Origin of the sequence: Jujubicoccus corallicola (assembly GCF_047345645.1) — a bacterium.
Taxonomy (GTDB): domain Bacteria; phylum Pseudomonadota; class Alphaproteobacteria; order Rhodobacterales; family Rhodobacteraceae; genus JBLEFH01.
In genome coordinates this window covers 34585-60486 of sequence record NZ_JBLEFH010000010.1, presented here as the reverse complement: position 1 = coordinate 60486, position 25902 = coordinate 34585, and the positions used below count along the sequence as shown (strand labels likewise).

25 protein-coding genes are annotated in these 25902 nt (G+C 64.5%); 11 read left to right on the top strand and 14 right to left on the bottom strand.

Features of this window, described 5'->3' with window-relative positions; genetic code table 11:
* Window positions 1–8: 8 nt before the first annotated feature.
* Window positions 9–1487 carry a glycerol kinase GlpK gene (gene glpK / locus ACMA5I_RS14375; RefSeq protein WP_525886970.1) on the top strand — a complete coding sequence of 493 codons (1479 nt, stop codon included), beginning with the start codon at window positions 9–11 and terminating at the stop codon, window positions 1485–1487.
* Between the two features lie 110 nt (window positions 1488–1597).
* Here the strand turns inward: glpK and truA are convergent, their stop codons facing one another.
* Entirely contained in the window at window positions 1598–2389 is a 792-nt protein-coding gene (gene truA / locus ACMA5I_RS14370) for a tRNA pseudouridine(38-40) synthase TruA (RefSeq protein ID WP_525886969.1), read from the bottom strand.
* Window positions 2390–2467: 78 nt separating this feature from the next.
* On the opposite strand from truA, the gene ACMA5I_RS14365 reads away from it, so the two are divergent.
* Together ACMA5I_RS14365 and ACMA5I_RS14360 are read left to right on the top strand one after the other, a co-directional pair.
* Window positions 2468–3880 carry a YcjX family GTP-binding protein gene (locus ACMA5I_RS14365; RefSeq protein WP_525886968.1) on the top strand — a complete coding sequence of 471 codons (1413 nt, stop codon included), beginning with the start codon at window positions 2468–2470 and terminating at the stop codon, window positions 3878–3880.
* A gap of 9 nt (window positions 3881–3889) precedes the next feature.
* Window positions 3890–4873, top strand: coding sequence for a YcjF family protein (locus tag ACMA5I_RS14360; RefSeq protein WP_525886967.1), 984 nt, complete (start codon window positions 3890–3892; stop codon window positions 4871–4873).
* Here the strand turns inward: ACMA5I_RS14360 and ACMA5I_RS14355 are convergent.
* Window positions 4870–5265, bottom strand: a complete 396-nt coding sequence (locus tag ACMA5I_RS14355; protein ID WP_525886966.1) for a GFA family protein — start codon at window positions 5263–5265, stop codon at window positions 4870–4872. The genes ACMA5I_RS14360 and ACMA5I_RS14355 overlap by 4 nt on opposite strands.
* A gap of 177 nt (window positions 5266–5442) precedes the next feature.
* Window positions 5443–5859, bottom strand: coding sequence for a GFA family protein (locus tag ACMA5I_RS14350; protein ID WP_525886965.1), 417 nt, complete (start codon window positions 5857–5859; stop codon window positions 5443–5445).
* Window positions 5860–6066: 207 nt separating this feature from the next.
* Between ACMA5I_RS14350 and ileS the strand changes: the two genes are divergently transcribed.
* Together ileS and ACMA5I_RS14340 are read left to right on the top strand one after the other, a co-directional pair.
* The gene (gene ileS / locus ACMA5I_RS14345) at window positions 6067–9042 is read left to right on the top strand and encodes an isoleucine--tRNA ligase (RefSeq protein WP_525886964.1); all 2976 of its coding nucleotides are present in this window, start codon (window positions 6067–6069) and stop codon (window positions 9040–9042) included.
* Window positions 9043–9141: 99 nt separating this feature from the next.
* Window positions 9142–9813: a DUF2270 domain-containing protein gene (locus tag ACMA5I_RS14340; RefSeq protein WP_525886963.1), complete on the top strand. Its 672-nt coding sequence runs from the start codon at window positions 9142–9144 to the stop codon at window positions 9811–9813.
* On the opposite strand, the gene ACMA5I_RS14335 is transcribed toward ACMA5I_RS14340, so the two are convergent.
* Genes ACMA5I_RS14335 through fsa form a run of 4 tightly spaced genes read right to left on the bottom strand, consistent with a single transcriptional unit; the run spans window position 9810 to window position 12755 of the window.
* Window positions 9810–10496: a CDP-alcohol phosphatidyltransferase family protein gene (locus tag ACMA5I_RS14335; protein WP_525886962.1), complete on the bottom strand. Its 687-nt coding sequence runs from the start codon at window positions 10494–10496 to the stop codon at window positions 9810–9812. The two genes, ACMA5I_RS14340 and ACMA5I_RS14335, sit on opposite strands and share 4 nt — an antisense overlap.
* A 2-nt stretch (window positions 10497–10498) precedes the next feature.
* Window positions 10499–11431: a tyrosine-type recombinase/integrase gene (locus tag ACMA5I_RS14330; RefSeq protein ID WP_525886961.1), complete on the bottom strand. Its 933-nt coding sequence runs from the start codon at window positions 11429–11431 to the stop codon at window positions 10499–10501.
* Window positions 11428–12105: a DUF484 family protein gene (locus ACMA5I_RS14325; RefSeq protein ID WP_525886960.1), complete on the bottom strand. Its 678-nt coding sequence runs from the start codon at window positions 12103–12105 to the stop codon at window positions 11428–11430. The genes ACMA5I_RS14330 and ACMA5I_RS14325 overlap by 4 nt, the downstream gene beginning before the upstream one ends.
* Window positions 12102–12755, bottom strand: a complete 654-nt coding sequence (gene fsa, locus ACMA5I_RS14320; RefSeq protein ID WP_525886959.1) for a fructose-6-phosphate aldolase — start codon at window positions 12753–12755, stop codon at window positions 12102–12104. The genes ACMA5I_RS14325 and fsa overlap by 4 nt, the downstream gene beginning before the upstream one ends.
* 155 nt (window positions 12756–12910) lie before the next feature.
* Here fsa and ACMA5I_RS14315 point away from each other — a divergent pair, with 155 nt between their 5' ends.
* Genes ACMA5I_RS14315 through ACMA5I_RS14295 form a run of 5 tightly spaced genes read left to right on the top strand, consistent with a single transcriptional unit; the run spans window position 12911 to window position 19277 of the window.
* On the top strand, window positions 12911–15094 hold the full coding sequence (locus ACMA5I_RS14315) for a primosomal protein N' (protein WP_525886958.1): 2184 nt from the start codon (window positions 12911–12913) through the stop codon (window positions 15092–15094).
* Between the two features lie 53 nt (window positions 15095–15147).
* Window positions 15148–16596 (top strand): NAD(P)H-hydrate dehydratase, encoded by a 1449-nt coding sequence (locus tag ACMA5I_RS14310; RefSeq protein WP_525886957.1) that lies wholly within the window; start codon window positions 15148–15150, stop codon window positions 16594–16596.
* 37 nt (window positions 16597–16633) lie between these two features.
* Window positions 16634–17710, top strand: coding sequence for a histidinol-phosphate transaminase (hisC, locus tag ACMA5I_RS14305; protein ID WP_525886956.1), 1077 nt, complete (start codon window positions 16634–16636; stop codon window positions 17708–17710).
* The gene (locus ACMA5I_RS14300; protein WP_525886955.1) at window positions 17707–18615 is read left to right on the top strand and encodes a prephenate/arogenate dehydrogenase family protein; all 909 of its coding nucleotides are present in this window, start codon (window positions 17707–17709) and stop codon (window positions 18613–18615) included. Before hisC ends, ACMA5I_RS14300 begins: the two co-directional genes overlap by 4 nt.
* Before the next feature lie 32 nt (window positions 18616–18647).
* Window positions 18648–19277, top strand: a complete 630-nt coding sequence (locus tag ACMA5I_RS14295) for an extensin-like domain-containing protein (protein WP_525886954.1) — start codon at window positions 18648–18650, stop codon at window positions 19275–19277.
* Here the strand turns inward: ACMA5I_RS14295 and ACMA5I_RS14290 are convergent.
* Window positions 19274–20284 (bottom strand): DUF2125 domain-containing protein, encoded by a 1011-nt coding sequence (locus tag ACMA5I_RS14290; protein WP_525886953.1) that lies wholly within the window; start codon window positions 20282–20284, stop codon window positions 19274–19276. The genes ACMA5I_RS14295 and ACMA5I_RS14290 overlap by 4 nt on opposite strands.
* A 54-nt stretch (window positions 20285–20338) precedes the next feature.
* On the opposite strand from ACMA5I_RS14290, the gene ACMA5I_RS14285 reads away from it, so the two are divergent.
* Window positions 20339–20953, top strand: coding sequence for a gamma-glutamylcyclotransferase (locus ACMA5I_RS14285; RefSeq protein ID WP_525886952.1), 615 nt, complete (start codon window positions 20339–20341; stop codon window positions 20951–20953).
* Here ACMA5I_RS14285 and ACMA5I_RS14280 read toward each other — a convergent pair.
* The 6 genes from ACMA5I_RS14280 to ACMA5I_RS14255 form a co-directional block, all read right to left on the bottom strand.
* Window positions 20950–21384, bottom strand: coding sequence for a GNAT family N-acetyltransferase (locus tag ACMA5I_RS14280; protein WP_525886951.1), 435 nt, complete (start codon window positions 21382–21384; stop codon window positions 20950–20952). The two genes, ACMA5I_RS14285 and ACMA5I_RS14280, sit on opposite strands and share 4 nt — an antisense overlap.
* Window positions 21381–23273 carry a 1-deoxy-D-xylulose-5-phosphate synthase gene (gene dxs, locus ACMA5I_RS14275; RefSeq protein WP_525886950.1) on the bottom strand — a complete coding sequence of 631 codons (1893 nt, stop codon included), beginning with the start codon at window positions 23271–23273 and terminating at the stop codon, window positions 21381–21383. The genes ACMA5I_RS14280 and dxs overlap by 4 nt, the downstream gene beginning before the upstream one ends.
* Window positions 23274–23307: 34 nt before the next feature.
* Window positions 23308–24195: a polyprenyl synthetase family protein gene (locus ACMA5I_RS14270; protein WP_525886949.1), complete on the bottom strand. Its 888-nt coding sequence runs from the start codon at window positions 24193–24195 to the stop codon at window positions 23308–23310.
* Window positions 24195–24443 (bottom strand): exodeoxyribonuclease VII small subunit, encoded by a 249-nt coding sequence (locus tag ACMA5I_RS14265; RefSeq protein WP_525886948.1) that lies wholly within the window; start codon window positions 24441–24443, stop codon window positions 24195–24197. Before ACMA5I_RS14265 ends, ACMA5I_RS14270 begins: the two co-directional genes overlap by 1 nt.
* Window positions 24444–24615: 172 nt before the next feature.
* Window positions 24616–25323 (bottom strand): response regulator transcription factor, encoded by a 708-nt coding sequence (locus ACMA5I_RS14260; protein ID WP_525886947.1) that lies wholly within the window; start codon window positions 25321–25323, stop codon window positions 24616–24618.
* A complete protein-coding gene (locus ACMA5I_RS14255; RefSeq protein ID WP_525886946.1) occupies window positions 25320–25826 on the bottom strand; it encodes a MarR family winged helix-turn-helix transcriptional regulator in 507 nt (168 codons plus the stop codon). Before ACMA5I_RS14255 ends, ACMA5I_RS14260 begins: the two co-directional genes overlap by 4 nt.
* Window positions 25827–25902: the final 76 nt, after the last annotated feature.

Genomic DNA, 25902 nt, shown 5'->3' with positions numbered 1-25902 from the left:
AGGATGATATGGGCCAGATCCTTGCGATTGACCAAGGCACGACCTCGAGCCGCGCCATTATTTTCGATGACAAGCTGAAGATCAAAGCCACCGCGCAGGAGGAGTTCACCCAGCATTTCCCGGAAAGCGGTTGGGTGGAGCATGACGCGGCGGAGATCTGGTCCTCCACGGCGGCGGTCTGCCGCGGCGCCATCGAGAAGGCGGGCGGCAACAAGGCGGATATCGCCGCCATCGGCATCACCAATCAGCGCGAAACCACGATCGTGTGGGACAAAAACACCGGCGAGGCGGTCTATAACGCGATTGTCTGGCAGGATCGCCGCACCAGCGAATTTTGCGCAAAGCTCAAGGATGACGGCCATGAGGACATGGTGCGCGAGAAGACCGGGTTGATCCTTGATCCGTATTTCTCCGGCACCAAACTGCGCTGGATTTTGGAAAATGTGGACGGGGTGCGTGCCCGCGCCGAGGCGGGCGAGTTGCTGTTCGGCACGGTCGATTGCTGGATCATCTGGAAGCTGACCGGCGGCGAGGCCCATGTCACCGACGCGACCAACGCCGCGCGCACGATGCTCTACAACATCCGCGAAGGCAAATGGGATGAGGAGCTGTGCGATCTGCTCTCGATCCCCATGGACATGCTGCCCGAGGTGAAGGATTGCGCCGCCGAATTCGGCACCACGCGCCCGGATCTCTTCGGCAAGGAAATCCCGATTTTGGGCGTCGCCGGGGACCAGCAGGCGGCGACCATCGGGCAGGCGTGCTTCGATAAAGGGATGCTGAAATCCACCTATGGCACCGGCTGCTTTGCGCTGCTGAACACCGGCGACGAGTTGGTCCACTCGGAGAACCGCCTGCTCGGCACCATCGCCTATCAGTTTGATGGCAAACCGACTTATGCGCTGGAAGGCTCGATCTTCATCGCAGGCGCCGTGGTGCAATGGCTACGTGATGGCCTCGGGATTATCCGCAAGGCCGAGGAAACCGCGTCGCTGGCCGAAAGCTCCCATGAGCAGCTTTATCTCGTCCCCGCCTTCACCGGCCTCGGCGCGCCCTATTGGGACAGCGAGGCGCGCGGCGCGATTTTCGGCCTCTCGCGCGGGTCGGGGCCGGAGGATTTCGCGCGGGCGGCGCTGGAATCCGTCGGCTATCAGACCCGCGATCTCATCGACGCCATGCGCGCCGATTGGGACGGTGAGCCGAAAGTGCTGCGCGTCGATGGCGGGATGAGCGCGTCCGACTGGGCGATGCAGTTCCTCGCCGACATGCTCGACGCGCCGGTGGATCGGCCCGATGTGCTGGAAACGACCGCCCAAGGCGCGGCCTGGCTCGCGGGCTGGAAAGCGGGGATTTATCCGGGGCCGGAAGGCTTTGCCGAGCGCTGGACCGCCGAGAAACGTTTCGAGCCGAAGATGGACAGCGAGACGCGCGATAAAAAATATGACGGTTGGAATGACGCCGTGCGCCGGACCCTTTCGACAAGCTGAAGCGGGCGCGCCTGCGGGGCCATCGAGGCCCCTTGGCCGCCATTCTTCGGGCGAAGAATGCGGCGAAACGCCCGCGTCTCGCGCGCCTTCAGGCGGCGGGACCGAAGGGGTCAACCCCCTGAAGGGGCCGCATTTTCGAAAGGATCGACCGAATAGGTGACGTGGGTGAGATAGAGCCCTTCGGGCGGGCAAACCGGCCCGCAGGCGGCGCGGTCTTGAGCCTCCAGCGCGGTTCTCACATCCTCGGGCGTCCATGACCCGGCGCCGACCCGCTCCAGCGTGCCGACCATGCTACGCACCTGATTATGCAGGAAGCTCGGCGCGGCGAAATGGAAATGATATTCCATCCCGCCCGCATTCCGGAACGCCTCGATTTCCACCTCATCCAGCGATTTGACCGGCGATTTGGCCTGACACATCACCGCGCGAAAGGTGGTGAAATCATGCCGCCCGGTGAGATGGGCGGCCCCTTGCCGCATCGCGCCGAGATCGAGCTCATGCCCGATCTGCCAGACCAGCCCCGCCTCATGCACCAGCGGCGCGCGGCGCGCGATCAGGCGAAACAGATAGCGCCGGCCTGTGGCGGAGAAGCGCGCGTGGAAGTCCTCACCGACCTCCGCCGCGGCCGTGATCGCGACGGGATGGGGCCGCAAATGATGGTTCAGCGCGCCCATGAGCCGCGCCGAGTCCCAATCTTTCGCCAAATCAATATGCGCCACCTGACCCGTCGCATGGACGCCCGTATCGGTTCGGCCCGCTGCGGCGAGGCTCGGCAGATCCGGCTCCAGCTTGGCCAGCGCGGCCTCGACAGCCGCCTGCACTGTGGGCAAACCGCTCGCCTGCCGCTGCCAGCCATGAAATGGCTTGCCGTGATATTCGATTTTGAGCGCAAAACGGGGCATGGGCAGGAGTTACCGCGCGGCAGAGCATTTGCCAAGTGCCGAGAAAGCCCCCATATCTTACGAGGTTAAGGAGGCGCTATGCTCGGAATCGGCACAGTTGTTGACAGTATTTCCCGGCAAGTCGGGCAGGTGCAGGACGGGGTAGGGGAGCTGTTTTTCGACCCGGTGATCCGTCTCGGCGTGACGGGCCTCAGCCGCGCGGGCAAGACCATGTTCATCACTTCGCTGGTGGCGAATTTGCTGAACCGGGGGCGGATGCCGCAATTCTCGCCCGCCGCTGATGGCCGCTTGCAACTGGCGTTTTTGCAGCCGCAGCCGGACGATCATCTGCCGCGTTTCGATTATGAAACCCATCTCAATGCGCTCACCGGGCCGGAGCCCTTCTGGCCGGACAGCACCAGCAATATCAGCCAGTTGCGGCTGTCTCTTCGCGTGAAACCGTCGGGGATGCTGGCGGGGATGCGGTCCGTCAGAACCGTGCATCTCGACATTGTGGACTATCCCGGCGAGTGGCTTTTGGACCTGCCGCTGATGAACCAAGGCTTCGCGGCGTGGTCGCAGGGTGCGATCGCCAAGGCGCGCCAGCGGGCGGATCATGCGGGGGCGTATCTTGCGCAGATTGACGGGATTGCGGAGGCGCCCGCCCATGACGAGACGGTCGCGAAAACGCTAGCCGCCAATTTTACGGACTACCTACGCGCCTCGCGCGAGGCTGGGTTTTCGGACTGCGCGCCGGGCCGGTTCCTGATGCCGGGGGATCTCGACGGCTCGCCCGCGCTGACCTTTTCTCCGCTTCCCGAAAACCTTGCCGGATCGGGGCTTTATAAGGAAATGGCGCGCCGATACGAGGCGTATAAGCGCGTCGTCGTGCGCCCCTTTTTTCGCGACCATTTCGCACGGATCGACCGGCAGGTGGTGTTGGTGGATCTCCTCAGCGCCATCCATCAGGGGCCGCAGGCGGTCGAGGATCTGCGCCAGACGCTGACCGAAATTCTGACCTGTTTTCGCCCCGGTGCGAACAATTGGCTGACCACGATCATGGGCAAGCGGGTGGAGAAAATCCTGCTCGCCGCGACGAAGGCGGATTACCTGCACCACACGCAGCACCCCGAACTCACCGCGCTGACCGAGGCGCTTTTGCGTGACGCCGCGGACCGGGCGAAATTTTCGGGCGCGAGTGTGAAGGCGATGTCGCTCGCGGCGCTGCGCACGACGACGGAGCAAATGGTGACCCATGACGGGCAGGAGCTGCCTTGCGTGCGTGGCACGCTGGAGGAAACCGGCAAGCAAGTCGCGCTTTACCCCGGCAAACTGCCATCGGACCCGGCGCATCTGCTCACGCCTGCGCGGCAGGGCGCGACCGATTGGCTGGATGCGGATTTCGACATCATGAAATTCGCGCCGCCGAAACTCACCCTCAAACCGGGCGATGGCCCGCCCCATATCCGCATGGACCGGGCGGCGGAATTTTTGCTCGCGGATCGGCTCTAGGAGGCGCAAATGGCTGATAAACCGATGATGTTCGATGTTGAGGGCGGTCCCGAAAACGATGTGAACGCCGCGCCGCCGGTGCCGGATCTGGCGGAACATTCCACCATGGCGCGGGCCACCCGGATCGCCGCGCGCAAGCCGTCGCGCCTGTGGGGGATCTTCTGGGCGGCGCTCGCGGCGCTGGTCGGGCTGATGATCTCGCTCTGGACATGGAGCTGGATCACGGAACTTCTCGCCAGCCATGTCTGGCTTGGCCGCGTCGCGCTGGCGCTGGTGCTGATCGTGCTGACGATCCTGCTCCTCTTCGCGCTCCGCGAATTCATGGCGCTGATGCGGCTCTCCAAAATCGACGACATGCAGGCCGAGGCGCTCGTCGCCCGTTCCGATGGCGACCGCGAGAAGGCGCTGACATTCTCGAGAAAAATGACCGGGCTCTATTCTGGCCGCGACGAGCTGGCCATGGGCCGGCAAGAGGTGGACAGGCAGGCGGGCGATATTTTCGAGACCGATGCGATCCTGGATCTGACCGAGCGCGAACTCCTGGAGCCGCTCGATCAGGAAGCCCGCCGTGCGGTGGAAGCGGCGGCGCGGCAGGTGGCGGCGGTGACAGCCATCGTCCCGCTCGCCTTCGCCGATATTTTCGTCGCGCTTGCGGCCAATGCGCGCATGGTGCGCCAGATTGCCGAGATTTATGGCGGCCGCGCCGGGATGCTCGGCGGCTTTCGCCTGCTGCGCATCGTTGCGGCGCATCTGGTCGCGACCGGCGCGGTTGCGGTTGGGGACGACATGATCGAAGCGGTCGCCGGGGGCGGGGTGCTCTCCCGCGTCTCGCGCCGCTTTGGCGAGGGCACGATCAACGGGGCGCTGACCGCCCGCGTCGGCATTGCGGCGATGGAGGTCTGCCGCCCGATGGGCTTCAACGCCCTGCCGCGCCCGCGTGTGACCGCGCTTCTGCGCCGCTCGCTGACCGGGCTTTTCAACACCAGCCGCTAGAACCAGAGATTGCGGACGCATTGGCCCTCGGCCGGAACGTCCTCATAATCATTCAGCCCGTCGACCCGGTGGATGCGGACCTTGCTGATCGCCTCCGGGTCCGTCGCCATGCGCAGATTGACCGCGATAAATTGCCGCCCGTCATCCTCCAGCTTCAGCACCCGCTCAAACATCATGCAGCCGCATTTCTTGCAGATATGGAAAGCGGCGTTCGGCTCGGGGCGGCTATAGGCGATGGTCGCGCCGGAGACGGAGATATTCTCACCCTCATAACCCGTTGCCCACAGCACGCCGTAGCGCCGGCAGACGGTGCAGTTACAGGTGACGGCTTCCTCGGGCAGCTCGGACAATTGCCAGGTGGTCGAGCCGCAATGGCAGGATCCGGTAAACATACGGTGTTCCTTTTTGCATCTTTGCGCCGGGCATGGGACCGCTTCACATGCCGGGCGCTCAAGCGCCGCCGCGGTCCCGCGCAATGCGTGACATGGGCGTCACCATAGGCCGAACCTCCTTCGGAAAGCTTAAGCGGAATGATCGTTCACGAACGCAGTTAACGAGAGATTTCTCTTTTAGAACCAAATCTCTGCAACGGTGCGGGTTGCGCAATCCTCGCGGTCGGTCCAGCTCTCCAATCCATCGAGATGGCGCAGCGGGATCGCCGCGATGGCTTCGGGCTGATCGCAAAGGCGCAGGTTCACCGCGATGCGGCGGCGGCCATCCTCCAGCGGCTCCCGCCCGCGCCAAAACGCGACGCATCCGCATGTGGGACAGAAGTGAAAGCCGAGCCCGCCCGGCGGCTTCTCGCGCCCCTCATCCCGCTCGTAAACCGCTGTCTCGCCAAAGGTTTGCACGCCCTCGCCGACATGGCCGTAAGCCCACAGCACCCCATAACGGCGGCAGGCGGTGCAATTACAGGCGGTGGCGCGGTCTGGCACGCCGTCGAACTGCCAGCGAACCGCCCCGCAGTGGCAAGAGCCGGTGAGCATGATGGGCCTCCCCTTTGTCTTGCGGGAAACGCTAGCGCCGCGCATCCGCGCCAGCAAGCGCAACGGCTCTTTTCACCTCTGCCGCAGCGCGGTATAGCGGAGCGCATGACTTATGGATTCAGCATACGAATTATCGGCCCGGTGCGTCGCTGACGTGCCGGGAACGCGCGCCTATTCCACAAAAAGACCGAAGTGACGAGATTGCCCATGTGTGCTGACACTCCTGATTATAAAGACACGCTGAACCTGCCCGAAACTGATTTTCCGATGCGGGCGGGTCTGCCGAAACGCGAGCCGGAATGGCTGGAGCGCTGGCAGGAGATCGGCGTTTATGACCGTTTGCGTGAGAAAGAAAACCGCCCCCGCTGGGTGCTGCATGACGGCCCGCCCTATGCCAATGGCCATCTGCATATCGGTCACGCGCTCAACAAGATCCTGAAAGATATGGTCGTGCGCTCCCATCAGATGATGGGGTTTGACGCGCCTTATGTGCCGGGGTGGGACTGCCACGGCCTGCCGATCGAATGGAAGATAGAGGAGCAGTATCGCGCCAAGGGGCAGGATAAGGACAAGGTCGATGTGCTGGATTTCCGCGCCGAATGCCGCAAATTCGCCGCCGAATGGGTGGATGTGCAGCGGGATGAATTCCAGCGCCTCGGCGTGACCGGCGACTGGCCGAACCCGTATCTGACCATGAATTACGAGGCCGAGGCGGTGATCGCGGAGGAGTTCATGAAGTTTGTCATGAACGGATCGCTCTATCAGGGCTCGAAACCCGTGATGTGGTCGCCCGTCGAGAAAACCGCGCTGGCCGAGGCGGAGGTTGAGTATCATGACCATAAGAGCCATGCGATCTGGGTGAAGTTTAAGGTGGTTAGCAGTGACGCTAATCTTACTGATCACGATTTAGCCCCACTTCTCTCTGACGAAGTTACGGAGTCTCTATCTCCGGGCAGTGGGCTTGAAGAGTATTTCGATCGAGTTCGGTCACTTGAGGGTGCGTCAGTGGTGATCTGGACCACCACCCCTTGGACGATCCCGCAAAATCGCGCAGTGGCGTTTAGCGAAGACATCGCGTATTGCCTATACGAAGTAATGAGCGTTGCTGAGAACGCGACCGTTTCGGTAGGCGAAAAGCTACTGCTGGCTCGCGATTTGGTCGACGGCGTTATGAGGGCTGCCAAAGTTGAAAGCTATCGGGAATTGCGCAATGTGGGGGCGATTGAACTAGGGACCCTGACGCTTCGCCATCCCTATCGCGGCGTCGAGGGCGCGAATGGCGAATGGGACTATGACGTCCCCATGCTCCCCGGCGATCACGTCACCGACGAGGCGGGGACAGGTTTTGTCCACACCGCCCCGAGCCATGGTGACGACGACTATCAGCTTGGCCTGAAACACAAGCTCGAAATGACCCATAACGTCATGCCGGACGGCTCCTACCGTGAGGATTTGCCGCTCTTCGGCGGGATGGCGATCATCACACCCGATGGCAAGGACGGCCCCGCAAATGTCGAGAATATCAAGCAACTGGCTTGGGCGGGCGGCCTTCTCGCGAAGGCGAAGATCACGCATTCCTACCCGCATAGCTGGCGCTCCAAGGCGCCGGTGATCTACCGCAACACGCCGCAATGGTTCGCCGCCATCGACCGCAAGCTGGACGATGATCTCAACGACTACGGCCAGACGATCCGGGAGCGGGCGCTGAAATCCGTTGATGATCTCGTCGGCTTCACCCCGGTATCGGGCAAGAACCGTCTGCATAATATGGTCGAAACCCGCCCCGACTGGGTGCTGTCGCGCCAGCGGGCCTGGGGGGTGCCGCTGACCTGTTTCGTCAAGGACCACGGCAATGGGCAGATCGAGATCCTGCGCGATCCGGAGGTGAACGCCCGCATCGCCGCCGCCTTCCGCGAGGAGGGGGCAGATGCGTGGTATAAGGACGGCGCGGCGGAGCGCTTCCTTGGCGACCGCGCGTCCGAAGGCTGGCAGAAAGTCACCGACATTCTCGATGTGTGGTTCGATTCCGGCTCGACTCACGCCTTTACTCTGCGCGACCGCGAGGACGGCAAGCGTCCGGCGGATCTCTATCTCGAAGGCACGGACCAGCATCGCGGCTGGTTCCAGTCCTCGCTCCTGCAAGGCTCCGGCACCATCGGCCGCGCGCCCTATGAGCATGTGCTGACCCATGGCTTCACGCTGGATGAGAAGGGCATGAAAATGTCCAAATCCCTCGGAAACACCATCGTGCCCGAAGAGGTCGTGAAGCAATATGGTGCGGATATCCTGCGCCTTTGGGTCGCGCAGTCGGACTACACGGCGGATCAGCGGATCGGGCCGGAAATCCTCAAGGGCGTGGCGGACAGCTATCGCCGCCTGCGCAACACCATGCGGTTCATGCTCGGCGCGCTGTCGCATTTCGAGGAGAGCGACCGGATCGACGCATCGGAGATGCCGGAGCTGGATCGCTGGGTACTGCACCGTCTGGCCGAGCTCGATAAGACCGTCCGCGATGGCTATGACGCCTATGATTTCCAGGGCCTTTTCAGCCAGATCTTCCAATTCGCGACGGTGGATCTCTCGGCGATCTATTTCGACATCCGCAAGGATGCGCTCTATTGCGACGCCAAGGACTCCGTCCGCCGCCGCGCCGCGCTGACCGTGATCGAGGCGCTCTACGAGCGGCTCACCCGCTGGCTCGCGCCCATCCTCGTCTTCACCATGGAAGAGGTCTGGCTGGAGCGCAATCCGGGCAAGGACTCGTCGATCCATCTGGAAGATTTCGTCGAGACGCCAAGCGCTTGGATGAACCCGGAACTGGGCGAGAAATGGGCCAAGATCCGCCGCATCCGCCGCGTTGTGACCGGCGCGCTGGAGGTGGAGCGTCGCGAGAAGCGCATCGGGGCGTCGCTCGAAGCCGCGCCGATTGTTCATATCGAGGACGCGGAGTTGCGCGACCTGGCGGCCTCCGTGCCGCTCGCCGATCTCTGCATCACCTCGGACATCACCGTCACGGGCGACGATGCGCCGTCAACCGCCTTCCACATACCTGAAGTGCCGGGCATCGCGGTCGAGCCGGTGAAAGCCTCGGGCGAGAAATGCCAGCGCTGCTGGAAAATCCTGCCGGAAGTCTCCGCGCCGGATCACCTCTGCAACCGCTGTTTGGACGCGCTCAAGGGCTGATCCCGATCCAGATATTCCAAAACGGTGCCTCCGGGCACCGTTTTTGTTTCTTTGATCTCAACCTTTTCCCGTGCATCATGCCCTGCAGGGAGGACGAGCATGGATAAAGAATACGTCCGCAAGGAACTCGACAGCGCGGAAATCGGGGCCATCGCGCATCTCTATCGCGGCGAGGTCTACCGCTCGACGCTCTGGCGGCAGCGGCTGGATACGACGACCAACTGGGCCGTCGTCACGCTCGGCATCGCGCTCTCGATCTCCTTCGCCTCGCCAAGCGCGTCGCCCTTGCCGCTCCTGCTCGTCGGGGTGCTGATCGTGTTTTTCCTCATGCTGGAAGCGCGGCGCTACCGCTATTTCAACGTCTGGCGCGCGCGCTGCCGCTGGCTGGAGACGCATTTCTTCGCGCCGATGCTCCATGAGGGCGATTTCCACCTCGAAGAGGGCTGGCAACATACGTTGGCCGAAGATTACATCCACCCGACCCACCATGTCAGCTTGAAGGTCGCCATCGGCCGGCGCATCCGGCGCAACTATGTCTGGATTTTGCTGATCCAGACGCTGGCCTATCTCGGCAAACTGGCGGTCCATCCCGCGCCGCTCACCAGCATCAGCGAATTTTGGGGGCGGGCGGATATTGGCCCGGTGCCGGGGGAGGTGCTGCTGATCTTCGGCGCGATCTATTGCGGGAGCTGGATCTGGATTTCCATCTGGAGTTATCGCGACGATCAGCGCCGCGCCCATGGCCGGATCGACCGGGGCGGGATGGGTTAAAGCGGGTCCGAAAGCTGCTGCACGGCGCCCGCGAAGAGGAGCCAGAGGCTGGTCGCGACGAGGACCACCGAACAGATCAGCGGCGGATTGAAATTCGCAATGCAGCCCCAGAGGACGCAGGCGCTCCAGATCAGCATGATCGGCAGGGAGAGCTTGCGCCAGCGTTTGGTGCGGACCGGGTGGATGAATTTCACCGGCGCGAATTGCGCGGCGGAGGCGGCGAGCAGCAGGAGCACCGAAATCCAGACCGGCGGCGACAGGATAAAGAGCACCACCACGATCATGTTGAAACAGCCGGGGAAGCCACGGAAGGAATAATCCTTTGTTTTCATGCGCGTATCGGAGAAATAGATCACGCCGCTCACCGCAATAATCACCGCAATCGCCGTGCCGAGATGGCCGGGGATCAGCCCTTTGGCCACCGCGAGGGCCGGGATAAACACGTAGGTCAGATAGTCGATGATGAGGTCCATAATCGCGCCGTCCCATTCGGGGGCGTAATTCTTCACGTCATATTTGCGCGCCAGCGGGCCGTCCGCACCGTCCACCGCCAGAGCGCCGAGTAGGAAAAGGAACATCTCCGGCCAGGCGTTTTCGAAGGCCGCGAAGATCGCCGCGATGGCGAAGGCCGCGCCGGTGGCGGTCAGAAGATGGACGAGACGGGCGCGGCTTTTCGGGGTCATGCTCAACCTTTTGCCTTTGGGTGGGCGGCCCGATAGGCCTCCATCAATCGCGTTTCATCCACGCCTGTATAGACTTGCGTCGTGGAAAGCGAGGCATGACCGAGCAATTCCTGAATTGCGCGAAGATCGCCGCCCGCTTGCAACAGATGGGTCGCGAAACTGTGGCGGAGCGCATGGGGCGTCGCCGAGGCGGGCAGACCGAGGGCCATCCGCACATCGCGCATGGAGGTCGCGACAATCGCCGGTTGCAGCCGCCGCCCGCGCACCCCGACAAAGAGCGGGCCCTCCGGTTCGAGGCTGTGGGGGCAGAGGGCGAGATAGTCGTTCACCGCCTTGCGCGCGGCGGGCAGCACCGGCACGCGCCGCTCCTTGCGGCCTTTGCCAAGGATCGACAGCGTCTCGCCCAAGGGTGCATCGCGGCGATTGAGGTTCAGCGCCTCGGAGATCCGCAAGCCGCAGCCATAGAGCAACGTCGCCACCGCCACATCGCGCGCCACCACCCAATCCACGCGCCCGCTTTCGCCAATTTCGGAAATCACGCGCATGGCTGCATCCCGGTCGAGCGGGCGCGGCAGGCGGCTTTTGCGGCGCGGCGCATAGGTTGCGGTGAGGGCCGGATTGTCGATGCCGTAGCTGTGGTGGAGCCAGCTATAAAAGCTCTTCACCGCCGAGAGCGCACGGGCGACCGAGGGGGCCGACAGCCCGCGCCGCCGCTCATGGGACAGCCACGCCCGGAAGTCCGTGACCGCGAGACCGGCCAGCGCCTCCTTGCCAACCGCGCCGTCGAGATGCCCGGCGAGAAAGCCGAGAAACCCCGCGATGTCATGGCGATAGGCGTCAATCGTGTGGGGCGAGGCATCTTTCAGCCGCGCCTGATGTTCGAGAAAACCGCGCAGCAGCGCCTCGCCCTGAGGGGAGATAGTCGGCGCGGTCACGCCAGCCAGCGCCGGAGCATCAGCTCGACGCTTTGGGTGAAAAACTGCAAGAGATCCGTGCCTTGGTCCGGCCCAAACCGCTCGGGGTCCTGCGCGCCAAGCAGCAGCAGCCCCGGCAAGCGCCCCGGCCCGAGATCGAGCGAGAGCACCGCTTCGGAGGCCGGTTCCGGCAATTCCGGCGCGTAAAGACCGTCGCTGACCCGGCGCAGCACGACCTTGCGCGCGGGACCGCTGATGGACAAGTAAACGCCCGCACCGTCGCGCGGCAGGGCGATGATGCTGTCTTCCAGCCCCTTCGGCCCGACGCCGCTGCCCGGCTGCGCCGTGGTCGACTCGAAACAGAGGCGGACCTGATCGACGCCAAGGATGCCCGCGAGATCCACCACCAGCACCCGCAAAAACGCATCGAAATCCGCCGTGTCGAGCAAAGCCAGCACGGCGCGGTGCAGTTGCTGCGTCCCGGCGACGTTTTCATACGCCGCCGCCAGAACCGCCCGATGCGCGCCCGAAAGCTGCTCCAGCCGATCCTCCAGCCGCGCGGTGAAGGCGGCCCGAAGATCAATGATGTTCTGGCCCTTGGCTTTCAGCTCGGCATTGAGGAGCGCATTCATCAACTCCGCATCGTCGAGCACCAGCGCGGGATCAGCGAGAAGCGCCTCGCGGAAGGCGCTCACAGGATCTTCTGCCCCGTCTTTTCCCAATCAGCCATGAACGCTTCGAGACCCTTATCGGTCAGAACATGCTTGACCATGGATTTGAACACCGACGGGGGTGCGGTCATCACATCGGCGCCGATCTTGGCACATTCGCTGGCATGGTTGATCGTCCGCACCGAGGCGGCGAGGATCTGCGTCTCAAACCCGTAATTGTCGTAAATCTGGCGAATATCCGCGATCAGATCGAGCCCATCGAGGTTGATATCGTCGAGACGGCCAATAAATGGCGAGATGAAGGTCGCGCCCGCTTTCGCCGCCAGCAGCGCCTGATTGGGCGAGAAGCACAGCGTGACATTGACCATCTTGCCTTCATCGGTGAGTGTCTTGCAGGCTTTCAACCCGTCCCAGGTCAGAGGAACCTTTACCGTGATGTTTTCGGCGATTTCGGCCAGCTTCCGCCCTTCGGCGATCATGGTGTCCGCATCCTGCGCGACCACTTCGGCGCTGACCGGGCCGTCCACGAGATCGCAGATTTCCTTGGTCACTTCGAGAATATCGCGGCCCGATTTCATAATCAGCGACGGGTTGGTGGTCACACCATCCACCATGCCGAGATCGTTCAACTCGCGAATGGCGTCAATTTCTGCGGTATCGACGAAGAATTTCATGTGGGGCTCCCTGGCTGTTCGAGTTCTCGCGCAATCTAGCCGAAGGGTGACGCGCGGGAAAGGGGCGATTAGCCTGCATTTTTGGCGCGGCCGCATGGCCATCGCCGGGAAGGCGGCACTGCCGCCGCGCCGGGGATCCACCGGGAGCGCGGCGGATGCGTGAATTTGCCCAAGGCACACCGATCAGCGTGTTGACGACCCAGCCGATTGGCCGCCCCCTCGACTATCTCGCGCCCGAGGGCGGTGCGTCGCGCGGCGATTACGTCCATGTCCCGCTTGGCCCGCGCAAGGTGATTGGCGTCGTGGAGGGGCCGGGCGCGGGCGGCTATGCGGGCAAACTCCGCGCCGCCTTTGGCCGTCTCGACCTGCCGCCCATGTCCGGCGAGATGCGCGAATTTCTGGCGCGGGCAGGGGAGTATACCCTCACCCCGCCCGACATCATGCTCCGCCTCGCCACGCGAGCGCCCGGCATTGGCGACCCGCCCCCGGTGCAAACGGCTTATGTCTTGGGGGACGACACCCCGCCCCGCATGACCGCCGCCCGCGAGCGTGTGCTGGCGATTTGCGAGGAATATGAGGGCACGCCGCTCTCCGCCGGAGACCTCTCGTCGCTGGCCGGGGTGAGCAGCGGTGTCATCAAGGGCCTCGCCGATGCCGGCGCGCTGATACAGGTCGATCTGCCGCGCGACGCGCCCTTCCCGCGTCTCGATTTCGCCCGTCCCGGCAATGCGTTATCCGATGCGCAGGCCGACGCCGCAACGGCGCTCCGCGCCCGCGTCGCCGCCCGCAGCTATAGCACCACGCTCCTGAAAGGCGTCACCGGCTCCGGTAAAACCGAGGTCTATCTCGAAGCCGTCGCCGAAGCGCTGAAACAGAACCGTCAGGCGCTGATCCTGCTCCCCGAAATCGCCCTGACGACGCAATTCATCTCCCGTCTGGAAGCCCGTTTCGGCGCGCGCCCGGCGGAGTGGCATTCCGGCGTCACCCAAGCGGGTCGCCGCCGGGTCTGGACCGGCGTTGCGCGCGGCGAGGCGCAGGTCGTCGTCGGCGCGCGCTCGGCGCTCTTCCTGCCGTTCCAAAATCTCGGCCTCGTCGTGGTCGATGAGGAACATGACGGCTCTTACAAGCAAGAGGAGGGCGCGCTTTACAACGCCCGCGACATGGCGGTGCTGCGCGCCTCTCTCGCGGGCGCGTCGGTTGTGCTGGCCTCGGCCACGCCCGCACTGGAGACATGGGTGAATGCGCGCTCCGGCAAATATCACCGGCTCGATTTGGCGGACCGGTTCGGCGCCGCGATCCTGCCCGAAATCAAGGCGCTGGACCTGCGCGACACGCCGCCCGAGCAAGGCCGCTGGATCTCCCCGCCCTTGGAGGCCGAGATCAAGGCGCGGCTGGAGACGGGCGAGCAATCGCTGCTCTTTCTCAACCGCCGCGGCTACGCCCCGCTGACCCTCTGCCGCGCTTGCGGATCGCAGGTCGCCTGCGAGGATTGCGACGCCAAGATGGTCGAACACCGTTTCCATAACCGCTTGATTTGCCACCAATGCGGCGCGCAGCGGGCGATCCCGGAGGCCTGCCCGTCCTGCGAAGTCGAAGGCAAAATGGTCGCGCTCGGGCCGGGGGTGGAGCGCATCGCCGAAGAGGTCGCCGCCGTGTTCCCGGAGGCCCGCGTCGCCGTCCTCTCCTCCGATATGGGCCTCACCGCGCGGGCGCTCAAAGAGCAGATCGAGACCATCGCGGCGGGCGGCGCGGACATCATCATCGGCACGCAAATCGTCGCCAAGGGGCATAATTTCCCCAAACTCACCCTTGTCGGCGTGATCGACGCGGATCTCGGGCTGCAAGGCGGCGATCTGCGCGCGTCGGAGAAGACCTTTCAGCTCATCCGTCAGGTCACGGGCCGGGCCGGGCGGGCGGATAAGGCGGGGTTGGCGCTTTTACAAAGCTACCAGCCCGATCACCCGGTGATGCAGGCGATCATGTCGGGCGACGAGGAAGCGTTTTGGGAGGCCGAAGCGGCGGCGCGTGAGGTGTCCGGCGCGCCGCCTTTCGGGCGCATGGCCGGGATCATCATCTCCGGCCCCGAGGTCGCGCCCTGTTTCGAACTCGGTCACGCGCTGGTCCGCGAAGGCCAGCCGCTCTTTGCCATCGGCGCGCAGATTTTCGGGCCCGCACCCGCGCCCATTGCCCGGATCCGGGGCCGCCACCGGGTGCGCCTACTGGTGAAAGCACCGCGCGGCGCGCCTTTGCAGAACGCGCTGAAGGCGTGGCGCGACCGGGTGCAACTGCCGAAAAACACGCGCCTCGCCATCGATATCGACCCGCAGACCTTCTTCTAACGCCCTTTGACGCGAGAACGCGGGCGCGGCACTCTGGCCCGAAGGAGACCGCCATGCAGACCAAAACCATTCTCACCGCCGAGGAAATGCGCGCCGCCGAGCAGGCCGTGATCGACGCCGGCACGCCCGGTTATCAGCTGATGCTGCGCGCCGGTCAGGCGGTCGTCGATTCGCTGGCGGGCCGGCCCGAGACGGCAATGGTCCTTTGCGGGCCGGGCAATAATGGCGGCGATGGCTTTGTGATAGGGCAGCTTCTCCGGGCGCGCGGCGTGAAGGTGCGGCTCCATGCTGTCTCGCCCGAAACGCTGCCGCCTGATGCTGCGCAGGCGCGGGACGCGTTTCTGAAAGCCAAGGGCGAGATCTTGCCTTATGAAAATTTCGAGCCCGCCGAACTGCTGATCGACGCGCTCTTTGGCATCGGTCTCAACCGCGACTGCGACGAGGTGCTGGCCCCGGTGATGGACCATGGTTGCACCTATGTGATCGCCGTCGATCTGCCGAGCGGGCTCGACACCAATAGCGGGCGCAAACTGGGTCAACATGCGCTAAAGGCCGATCTCACCGTCACCTTCCACGCGCCCAAACCCGCGCATTTCTTCAATGACGGCCCGCGCTATGTCGGGCAGATCAAGACGGTCGATATCGGCATTCCGGATCGGGCGAGCGGCGCGCAGATGATCACCCGCCCGACGGTCGATCCGGCCAAACGGCATGGGCATAAATTCGACTATGGCCATGCGGTGATGGTCTCCGGCCCGTGGCATAGTGGCGGCGCGATCCGTCTCGCGGCGGCGAGCGCGCTCCGGGTGGGCGCGGGCCTTGTCACCATTGCGGCGGATGAGGCGGCGGCACAGATCCATGCGGCCCATCTTGACGCGGTGATGGTCAAACCCTGCGATGCCCCGGCTTTCGCGGCGCTTGTGGAGGATCGGCGCGTGTCCGCAATCGGCCTCGGTCCCGCGCTTGGCACGGACGAGAATGCCGAGGCGGCGCTGACTGTGGCAGTCGAGAGCGGCAAGCCCCTCGTCCTCGACGCCGACGCGCTCACGCTTCTCGCCAACACGCCGCGCGATCTGCCGCAAGATGTCATCATGACCCCCCATGAAGGCGAGTTCGCCCGTCTCGTCCCGCATCTCGCCGAGCGACTGGCGACGGAGAACCGGATCGACCTTCTGCGCGACGCGGCGGCGGAATATGGCGCGACGATTGTCCTCAAAGGCCCCGCCACCGTGATCGCCTCGCCCGATGGCCGCGCCTCGGTTTATGCCGCGCTTTACGAGCGGGCGGTGCCCTGGCTCGCCACCGCGGGCGCGGGCGATGTGCTGACCGGGATCATCACCGGGCTGCTCGCGCGTGGCTTCGATCCCTTCGATGCCGCCGCGACCGGGGTGCTGCTCCATGCCGAGGCCGGGCGCAAGCGCGGCGCGGGTCTCATTGCCGAAGATCTGCCGCGCCTTCTGCCGAGCATTCTTGTGAAATGGACTGGTCAAAGACCGGACTAAGGCGCTATCCAAGACCGGCTGAACGCATGGAGGCAAGATGATTACGCCGCAGCCCGGAATTCTCGACATCGTCCCCTATGTGGGCGGCGAGAGCAAATTGGATGGCACCAACAAGGTCACCAAGCTGTCGTCCAATGAGAACCCGCATGGGCCGAGCCCGAAGGCGAAAGAGGCGTATCTCGCCGCCGCCGAAGCGATGGCGATCTATCCCTCCACCGACCACACACCGCTGCGCGAGGCCATTGGCAAAGTGTATGGGGTGGACCCGGCACGGGTCATTTGCGGGGCGGGATCGGACGAGATTATCTCTTTCCTTTGCAATGCTTATGCCGGGCCGGGTGACGAAGTGCTGTATGCCGAACATGGGTTTTCCATGTATCCGATTGCGGCCAAGGCGGCGGGCGCGACCCCGGTGACGGCTTCCGAGACGGAACGCCGCCTCGATATCGACGCGATGCTGGCGGCGGTCACGGAACGCACGAAACTCATTTTCGTCGCCAACCCCAACAACCCGACCGGCACGATGGTGGCGCTCGACGCGTTGGAGCGGCTGGCGGAGGGTCTGCCCGAGGGCGTGCTGCTGGTGATCGACGGCGCCTATGGCGAGTTTGTCGAGGGCTATGACAGCGGCGCGTCGCTGGTGGAAAGCCATCCGAATGTCGTCATGACCCGCACCTTTTCAAAGATTTACGGGCTGGGCGGGCTGCGCGTCGGCTGGGGCTATGCCTCAGTGGAGATCATCGACGTGCTGAACCGGGTGCGCGGGCCGTTCAACGTCTCGACCGCAGCGCTCGCGGCGGCAGAGGCGGCGGTGCTCGATACCGATTACACCGAATGGTGCCATGAAGAAAACGCGCGGCTGAGGACCTATCTCGTCGACGGCCTCCGCGCGCTCGGCCTTGAATGCGACGACAGCATGGCGAATTTCGTGCTGCCGCGTTTCGCCAGCGAAGAGGCGGCGATTGCAGCGGATGAGGCGCTGCGGGCGCAAGGCATCATCGTGCGCCGGGTCGCGGGCTACGGCTTGCCCGAGGCGCTGCGCATCTCCGTCGGCACGCAGATGGATTGCGAGCGCGTCCTCAAATTCCTTGGCGAACATCTGGAGGGCGCATGAGTTACGACCGGATTGCCCTGATCGGCCTCGGCCTGATCGCCTCCTCCATGGGTCACGCCCTGAAACGCGCGGGATTTAAAGGCGAAATCATCGGCTATGCCAAAAGCGAGGCCAGCCGGAACGCCGCCCGCGAGATCGGTTTTGTGGACCGCGTGGCCGAGACGGCTGCCGAGGCGGTGGCGGATGCGGATCTCGTCGTTCTCGCCGTGCCGGTCGGCGCCATGGGCAGCGTCGCCGCCGAGATCGGGCCGAAGCTGAAACCGGGCGCGACCGTCACCGATGTCGGCTCCGTCAAACAGGCGGTGATCGACGCGGTGGCCCCGCATCTGCCGGACGGCGTGCATTTCATCCCCGGCCACCCGCTCGCCGGGACGGAGCAATCTGGCCCCGCGTCGGGCTTCGCCTCGCTCTTCGACAATCGCTGGCAGCTTCTCGTCCCGGCGCCGGGGAGCGACCCGGACGCGGTCGCCAAACTCCGCGCGCTTTGGGAGAGCATGGGCGCAATCGTGGACGAGATGGACCCGGAGCATCACGACCTCGTTCTGGCCGTCACCTCGCATATCCCGCACCTCATCGCCTACACCATGGTCGGCGTCGCCGATGACATGCAGCGGGTGACGAAAACCGAAGTCATCAACTACTCCGCCGCCGGTTTTCGGGACTTCACCCGGATTGCGGCGAGTGATCCGACCATGTGGCGCGACGTGTTTTTGGCCAATAAAGACGCGACCCTGGAGATCCTCGGGCGCTTTGCAGAGGAGCTGTTTGTCCTCCAGCGGGCGATCCGCACCGGGGATGGTGAGGAGCTTCACGACTTCTTTACGCGCACCCGCGCCATTCGCCGAGGTATCATCGAGGCCGGACAGGACACCGACGCGCCCAATTTCGGACGCGGTCAGAAATAAGATCGCCCAGAGGGGCGGCAGGAGAGCAGGATATGAAGATCGAAGTGATATGCGCCGCCTTGTCGCTCGCGGCTTGCGGATTGCTGGGCAGCGACATGCCCCGCTATGACGAGCCGCGCGGCGATTTGCCGGGCAATGTGCGTCAGGTCTGCGGCGGGAGCGCGATCTGGGGGCGCCCGCTTCCGGCGATCCGGGAGGGGGCCTGCGGGATCCGCAACCCGGTCGAGATTTATCAGGTCGCCGGTGTGGCCCTGCCGCGCGGCGCGACGGTGGATTGCGACACGGCGGCGTCCCTCGCGGAATGGATCGCCTTTGGCGCGCAGCCCGCGGCCAAGGCGGCGGGCAAGGAACCGCTGGTCGAGATGGAAGTCGCCGCCAGCTATGCGTGCCGCAGCCGCAACAACCAGTCCGGCGCGAAAATGTCGGAACATGCGCTTGGCAACGCGATCGACCTCTCCGCCTTCACCTTCGCGGATGGGGAGACGGTGCGGGTCGAGGAGGATTGGCGCGGCGGGCTTTTCCGCAAATCGGTGATCAAACGGTTCCACGAAGCGGCTTGCGGCCCCTTCGGCACGGTGCTTGGCCCGGATGCCGACCGGTTCCACCGCGACCATCTGCATTTCGACACCGCCCGCTATCCGAACGGCACCTATTGCCGCTAAAGCGGCGTGCCGTCCCGCGCGATCAGCAGCGGCGCGCGGCCAAGCGGGATGGGGCCGAGGCGGATCACCCCGTCCTCCAGCCGCAGCGTTTGTGAGACCGAGCCGTCCTCCCCGATCATCGCCCGGATGAAGGAGAGGGCGATGCTCCCCTGAAGCCCCTGAAACGCCCCGTTTTTCTGCGCCCGCTTCAGCGCGTTCTCGATATCGGTGGCGCTCAGATCGAGCGCGCCCTCCGCATAACCCTCAGCATCAGGCACCAGTGTTCCCGCCACCGCGATGCTCCCGCCATCGGCGTTGAGCGCGGCCTCCTCGATGGTGAGCGAGACCAGCGTCGGCTGCACCCCGGCCAGCGCCGCCTCATCCCAAGGTCCCGTAAATTGCGCGGTCGCATTGGCGGTGAAGGAGTCGATGAGGTTTGTGATCACACCATCCCGCCCGGCTTGGCCGAGCAGTTCCGGCGGCAGCAGCAGATCGGCGAGCGAGAGGGTCAGCGCATAGCTGTTCGGCCCCTCGGTCTTTGTCACGAGCACCCGACCCGGACCAAGCGCCGCCTCACCCATGTCCGGCAGGGTCAACGCGCCGCTTTCTGTTGCAAGTTCAAGCACATCGAGCGTCTGGCGGCTGTCCACCCGCAAGCGCCCGGCGGCGTTCTGCGTCGTCAGCCGTCCGCTGCCTTCGGGCAGGGTCAGCCGCTGCTCCGGTGCGAAGGTCACGGTGAAATCCTGCGGATCGAGGCTCTCTTGGGCAACCGTGATCCAGTCGCTCTCCCAGATGATCGGCCCCTCGGTCTGGCCAAAACGCGGCGCGGTCAGGCGGGTCTCGAAGCTGGACGGAAATCCGCCCGTCTCCACCGCGTCCGCCTCGGAAATCCAGCCCGTCGAGGCGCGCCCGGCAATCAGCGCCTCCGCCTGACCCTCGATCTGGCGCGCGGCCCAGAGCCAGTAGCCGCCATAACCGGCCCCGGCCAGACCGAGACAGGCGAGAAGCAGGATCACAAGACGTTTCATCGCGGTGGCTGGCCCTTTACCTTTTGCTGCGATCTCCCTTATAGCATCGCCTTTATGGAGAACAGCTTTAACACCGCATATGACGCCGCTTTGATTGAGGGGGGCTTCTGGGTCTTCGGCTACGGCTCGCTGATGTGGCAGCCGGGCTTCCCCGTGGCGGAGCGCGTGGTCGCGGATCTGCCGGGCTATCGCCGCGGCTTCTGCCTGCTGTCGATCCATCACCGCGGCACCGCCGATGCGCCGGGTCTTGTCCTCGCGCTGGAGCCGAAGGGCGGGCAGGTCTGCCCCGGTGTCGCTTTCCGCGTGGCCGAAGAAGACGCGCGCGCGACGCTGAACTATCTGCGCGAGCGGGAGCTCGTGTCCGCTGCCTACCGCGAGACGACCGAGACGGTGGAGCTTCACGATGGCCGGACCGTCGAGGCGGTGTGCTACGTCATCGACGAAGAAAACCCGCAATATATGGCGGATCTTTCGGTGGAAACGCAGGCCCATATCATCGCCCGCGCCGTCGGCGGACGCGGCCCCAACTGGGATTACCTCTACGCCACCGCCGCCCATCTCGAAGAACTCGGCCTGCCCGACAAAGGCCTCACCGACCTTGCCACCCGCGTCCGCGGCCTCCGCCGCTGCTTCGCCGAATTCGGCGCTGAGGCGGGTGGAGAGGGTTAGAGCCCAGCCTTATACATGATAAACCCACTCGGCGGGTTGAAGCGGTCGTAGAGGCGGCGGGCGGTGGTGTTGTCTTCTGCCGTCAGCCAGCGCACGTCTGCGGCGCCGAGGTGGCGGGCGTGTTCCCGGACATGGTCGATCAGCTTGTGGCCGAGGTCTTTGCCGCGCTGCGCCGGGTCCACATAGAGATCCGACAGATACACAACATCGCCTCCGCCCAAAGAGCGCCGCATGGTCTGGTATTGGGTGAGGCCGACCGCTTGCCCGTCCTCAATCGCGAGGGCGGCGAAATAGGGTTCGGCTTCGTCGTGAATCCAGCCCCAGACGGTCTCCAGCGCGCCATCCGGCAGGGCGGTGTTGTAGAAATCCGCATAGGCGAGAAACAGGCGCTCCCACTCGGCGCGGTCCTCGGGGGTGACAGCGCGGATCATGTCAGGCTCCTGATTTTGCTCGCAATATCGGCGGCGGACATGCCGGCGGCTTCATACATCCGCGCCGGGCTGGCGTGGTCGATAAAGGTGTCGGGCAGGACCATGGAGCGGAATTTCAGCGCGCCATCGAGCGCGCCTTCTTCCGCCAGAAGCTGCGCCACATGGGAGCCGAAGCCGCCAACCGCGCCTTCCTCGATGGTCACGAGAACGGGATGCTCGCGGGCAAGACGCAGGATCAGTTCGCGGTCGAGCGGTTTGGCGAAACGGGCGTCGGCGAGGGTGATGTCGATCCCCTCGGCGGCCAGTGTCTCGGCGGCGGCCTGACACTCCGAGAGACGCGCGCCGAAGGACAGGATCGCCGCCTTGGTGCCTTCGCGCACGACGCGGCCTTTGCCGATCTCCAAAACCTCGCCGCGCTCGGGCATCTCCACGCCCACGCCTTCGCCGCGCGGGAAGCGGAAGGCCGACGGCGCGTCGTTAATCGCGTGGGCGGTGGCGACCATATGTTTCAGCTCCGCCTCATCGGCGGCGGCCATCACCACGAAGCCGGGAAGATTGGCAAGGAAAGCAATGTCATAGCTGCCCGCATGGGTCGCGCCATCGGCCCCCACGAGGCCCGCGCGGTCAATCGCGAAGCGGACGGGCAGGCGCTGGATCGCGACGTCATGGACGATCTGGTCATAGCCCCGTTGCAGGAAGGTCGAGTAGAGCGCGCAGAAGGGGCGCAGGCCCCCGGCGGCCATCCCGGCGGCGAAGGTCACGGCGTGCTGCTCGGCGATCCCCACATCGAAACAGCGCTCCGGGAAGCGCTCGGCGAAGAGGTTGAGGCCGGTGCCGTCCGGCATCGCGGCGGTCACGGCAGTGATTTTCGGATCATCCTCGGCGAGTTGCACAAGGCTCTGCGCAAACACTTTGGTATAGCTCGGCGCGTTGGATTTCGCCTTTTTCTGCTCGCCCGTCACCATGTCGAACTTGGCGCGGGCATGGCCGCGATCGGCGCTGTTCTCGGCGGGCGCGAAGCCCTTCCCCTTCTTTGTGATCACATGGATCAGCGTCGGGCCATCGGCATGGGCATGGGCGGCGCGCATCACGGCGATAAGGTCTTCCATGTCATGCCCGTCCACCGGGCCGATATAGTCAAACCCAAGCTCCGAAAAGAGCGTCCCGCCGACGGTCATTTGCTTCAAGAGATCCTTGGCCCGCTTCGCGCCTTCGCGCATCGGGCCGGGGAGGAACCCAAGCGCGCCCTTGGCGATGTCCTTGAGATTGTGCATCGGCTCCTCGCCATAAAGGCGGGAGAGATAATGCGACATGGCCCCGCTCGGCGGCGCGATCGACATTTCATTGTCGTTGAGGATCACGAACAGCCGCGTATCGGTCGCGCCCGCATTGTTGAGCGCTTCATAAGCCATGCCCGCCGAGATCGCGCCGTCGCCGATCACCGCGATGGCGTCGCCATTCTCTGCGCGCTGGCCGAGATCATGGGCGATGCGAAAGCCAAGGGCCGAGGAAATCGAGGTCGAGCTGTGGCCCGCGCCGAACGGATCGTAAGGCGACTCGCTGCGCTTGGCGAAGCCCGAAAGGCCATTTTCCATGCGCAGGGTGCGGATGCGGTCGCGCCGCCCGGTCAGGATCTTGTGGGGGTAGCATTGATGCGAGACATCCCAGATCAGCCGGTCGCGCGGCGTGTCGAAGACGGCATGAAGCGCAACGGTGAGTTCCACCACCCCGAGACCCGCCCCCAAATGCCCGCCGGTTTCCGAGACCGCCGAAATCGTCTCCGCGCGCAATTCATCGGCCACCTGCCGCAACTGGCGAATATCCAGCCCTTTGAGGTCAGCGGGGCTGTTGATGTAATCGAGAAGGGGCGTATCGGGACGTTCGGACATGGATTCGATCTGCTGGCGAAAAGCTGGCGGCTCGTTACGAGTCGCGGTTAATGGCGAATTGGGCGATGCCGCGCAGAACATTTCCGGCGGATCCGTAAGGGGCGATGGCCTCCAGCGCGGCATCGACGAGGCGGCGCGCTTCCTTCTGGGCGTTTTCGAGACCCATCAGCGAGACGAAAGTGGCCTTGCCCGCCTCGCCATCCTTCTGGGTGGCCTTGCCGGTCACATCGGGCGAGCCGATCACGTCCAGCACATCATCCTGAATCTGGAAGGCGAGGCCGAGATTTTTGGCATAGTCGGAGATCGCGCCGGGGGTCTTGCGGCCCATGAGCGGCCCGGCTTCGGCGGCCCAACTGATGAGCGCGCCGGTTTTCATGCTCTGCAACTCCTTGATTTCTTCCAAGGACAGCTTGCCGTCGAGACGCTCCGCCGCGATGTCCATCATCTGCCCGCCGACCATGCCATTGGCGCCGGAGGCTTCGGCAAGGGTGTGGCAGAGTTTCAGCTTGAGGTTCGGCTCCAGCATGAGTTGCGGGGCCGTCAGCGTGGAAAAGGCCAGCGTTTGCAGCGCGTCACCGGCAAGAATGGCGGTCGCCTCGTCCCAGGCTTTGTGGAGCGTGGGCTTGCCGCGGCGCATATCGTCGTCATCCATGGCCGGCAGATCGTCATGGATGAGCGAATAGGCATGGATGCACTCGACCGCCGCCGCCGCCCGTTCCGCCGCCTTATGGGGGGCGTTGAAAAGCTTGGCGCCTTCCAGCACCAGAAGCGCGCGGAGCCGCTTGCCGCCGCCGAGGCAAGCATAGCGCATCGCATCGGCGAGCATGGAGTCCTTGGGCAGAAGCTGATCGAGGGTCACCTCGACCCGATCCGCCGCCTCGGACTGCGCCGTGATAAAGGAATTGCGCGCCGCCTGATCCATCAGGACACGTCGAGGGGCTCGGTCCCCTTCGGCTGACCGTTCGAATCGAGGCTGATCTTGGCAATTTTCTCTTCCGCCTCGCGCAGCTTGGTTTCGCAATGGGCGCGCAGGGCCGCACCGCGCTGATACAGCTCGATCGACTGCTCAAGGGGAACTTCGCCCTTCTCAAGCTGTCCGACGACCTCTTCCAAGGCTTTCATGGCATCCTCGAAGCTCAGCTTCGCGATCTCGGTGTTGCTCTCGGCCATTTGCGGATTCCTCAATATTGCTGGCCGCAATCTAGGGAAGGGGGGCGGGAAGGTCCAGCCTTGTCAGGCGTTTTGGCTAAGCGGCCGGGCGGCGCTCCGCCGGGGGATCGACCCCCGCCGAACCGCGCTGCCGCGAGCAGGGGGAGAGCGGCGGCGCGAGGGCCGCGCCCGCTCAATCCGGCGCGAGCATATAGCCCGAGCCGCGGACGGTCTGCAGATAGCGCGGCGCTTTCGGATCGGCCTCGATTTTCTTGCGCAGGCGAGTCACCTGCACATCGACGGCGCGGTCCTGCATGACCTCGTCGGGGCCGGACAGGGCGGTGGCGATATCGGCGCGGCTAAGGGGCTCATGGGGATGCTCGGCGAGAAACCGCATCAGGGCGCTTTCGCTGCTCGTCAGCTTGATATGCTGCTCGCCCTCCCACAGCTCACCTCGCGAAATATTGTAGCGCAGCGGGCCGAGCAGGAGCGATTGCGGCGTCTCCTTCTTGGACCGGTTGCCACGGCGGCGCAGGATCACCTCCACCCGGAGCTGCAACTCGCGCGGCTCGAACGGTTTGGTGAGATAATCATCCGCACCGGCTTCCAGCCCCTCGATCCGCGCATCGGTCTCGCCGCGCGCGGTCAGCATCAGCACCGGCGGCGCGTCCTGGCCCTTGAGACTGGCGGTGAATTCCAGGCCCGTCTCGCCGGGCATCATCACATCGACGATCAGCAGGTCGAACTCGAACACTTCGAGAAGCCGCCGCGCATGGGCCGCGTCCCGCGCGGTGGAGACGACATAGCCCTGTCGCATCAGATATTTCTGCAAAAGCTGGCGGATCCGCGCATCGTCATCGACGATGAGCAGATGGGGCCCGCCGCTGCCCGGATCGCTCATGAACGGCCCTCAAGCTCTGCCAGTTGGGCGCGCATATGCGGGTCCATGATTTCCTCCAAAACGGCGCGAAAGCCGCGCACGGCCTCCGGCCCGGCGGCGCGGTAGGCGTTGCGCATCCGCACCCGCTGCGCATCTGACAGACGATGCTCCAGCGCGATCCCGTCCTCTGTCAGGAACAGATTGCGCTGCCGGCGATCTGTCTTGCCGACCTCGCTGCGCACCAGCCCGTCCGCCACGAGTTGCCGCAACACCCGGTTGAGCGACTGTTTCGTGACCCCGAGGATATCGAGCAACTGATTCACCGTCAGCCCCGCATGACGGCCGATAAAGTGAATCGCCCGGTGATGGGCGCGGCCATAATCGAGATCCGCGAGGATCCGGTCCGGGTCCGCCGTGAAGCCGCGATAGGCAAAGAACATCAGCTCAATGCCCTGCCTGAGCTGGTCATCGGTCAGGAAGAGCAACATGTCTTCCTGCCTTTGGGGCATTGCGCTGTGACTCATTTCGGTCTCCTCATATCTAGGGCATTTTATATGTCAGCCTTATTGACTATCCAAGCCCCTACTGATAGCGGATCGG

Bases quoted from the DNA above. Each gene is read 5' to 3' on its own strand.
- glpK (WP_525886970.1), top strand. From the start codon at position 9: ATGGGCCAGATCCTTGCGATTGACCAAGGCACGACCTCGAGCCGCGCC.
- truA (WP_525886969.1), bottom strand. From the start codon at position 2,389: ATGCCCCGTTTTGCGCTCAAAATCGAATATCACGGCAAGCCATTTCAT.
- ACMA5I_RS14365 (WP_525886968.1), top strand. From the start codon at position 2,468: ATGCTCGGAATCGGCACAGTTGTTGACAGTATTTCCCGGCAAGTCGGG.
- ACMA5I_RS14360 (WP_525886967.1), top strand. From the start codon at position 3,890: ATGGCTGATAAACCGATGATGTTCGATGTTGAGGGCGGTCCCGAAAAC.
- ACMA5I_RS14355 (WP_525886966.1), bottom strand. From the start codon at position 5,265: ATGTTTACCGGATCCTGCCATTGCGGCTCGACCACCTGGCAATTGTCC.
- ACMA5I_RS14350 (WP_525886965.1), bottom strand. From the start codon at position 5,859: ATGCTCACCGGCTCTTGCCACTGCGGGGCGGTTCGCTGGCAGTTCGAC.
- ileS (WP_525886964.1), top strand. From the start codon at position 6,067: ATGTGTGCTGACACTCCTGATTATAAAGACACGCTGAACCTGCCCGAA.
- ACMA5I_RS14340 (WP_525886963.1), top strand. From the start codon at position 9,142: ATGGATAAAGAATACGTCCGCAAGGAACTCGACAGCGCGGAAATCGGG.
- ACMA5I_RS14335 (WP_525886962.1), bottom strand. From the start codon at position 10,496: ATGACCCCGAAAAGCCGCGCCCGTCTCGTCCATCTTCTGACCGCCACC.
- fsa (WP_525886959.1), bottom strand. From the start codon at position 12,755: ATGAAATTCTTCGTCGATACCGCAGAAATTGACGCCATTCGCGAGTTG.
- ACMA5I_RS14315 (WP_525886958.1), top strand. From the start codon at position 12,911: ATGCGTGAATTTGCCCAAGGCACACCGATCAGCGTGTTGACGACCCAG.
- ACMA5I_RS14310 (WP_525886957.1), top strand. From the start codon at position 15,148: ATGCAGACCAAAACCATTCTCACCGCCGAGGAAATGCGCGCCGCCGAG.
- hisC (WP_525886956.1), top strand. From the start codon at position 16,634: ATGATTACGCCGCAGCCCGGAATTCTCGACATCGTCCCCTATGTGGGC.
- ACMA5I_RS14300 (WP_525886955.1), top strand. From the start codon at position 17,707: ATGAGTTACGACCGGATTGCCCTGATCGGCCTCGGCCTGATCGCCTCC.
- ACMA5I_RS14295 (WP_525886954.1), top strand. From the start codon at position 18,648: ATGAAGATCGAAGTGATATGCGCCGCCTTGTCGCTCGCGGCTTGCGGA.
- ACMA5I_RS14290 (WP_525886953.1), bottom strand. From the start codon at position 20,284: ATGAAACGTCTTGTGATCCTGCTTCTCGCCTGTCTCGGTCTGGCCGGG.
- ACMA5I_RS14285 (WP_525886952.1), top strand. From the start codon at position 20,339: ATGGAGAACAGCTTTAACACCGCATATGACGCCGCTTTGATTGAGGGG.
- ACMA5I_RS14280 (WP_525886951.1), bottom strand. From the start codon at position 21,384: ATGATCCGCGCTGTCACCCCCGAGGACCGCGCCGAGTGGGAGCGCCTG.
- dxs (WP_525886950.1), bottom strand. From the start codon at position 23,273: ATGTCCGAACGTCCCGATACGCCCCTTCTCGATTACATCAACAGCCCC.
- ACMA5I_RS14270 (WP_525886949.1), bottom strand. From the start codon at position 24,195: ATGGATCAGGCGGCGCGCAATTCCTTTATCACGGCGCAGTCCGAGGCG.
- ACMA5I_RS14265 (WP_525886948.1), bottom strand. From the start codon at position 24,443: ATGGCCGAGAGCAACACCGAGATCGCGAAGCTGAGCTTCGAGGATGCC.
- ACMA5I_RS14260 (WP_525886947.1), bottom strand. From the start codon at position 25,323: ATGAGCGATCCGGGCAGCGGCGGGCCCCATCTGCTCATCGTCGATGAC.
- ACMA5I_RS14255 (WP_525886946.1), bottom strand. From the start codon at position 25,826: ATGAGTCACAGCGCAATGCCCCAAAGGCAGGAAGACATGTTGCTCTTC.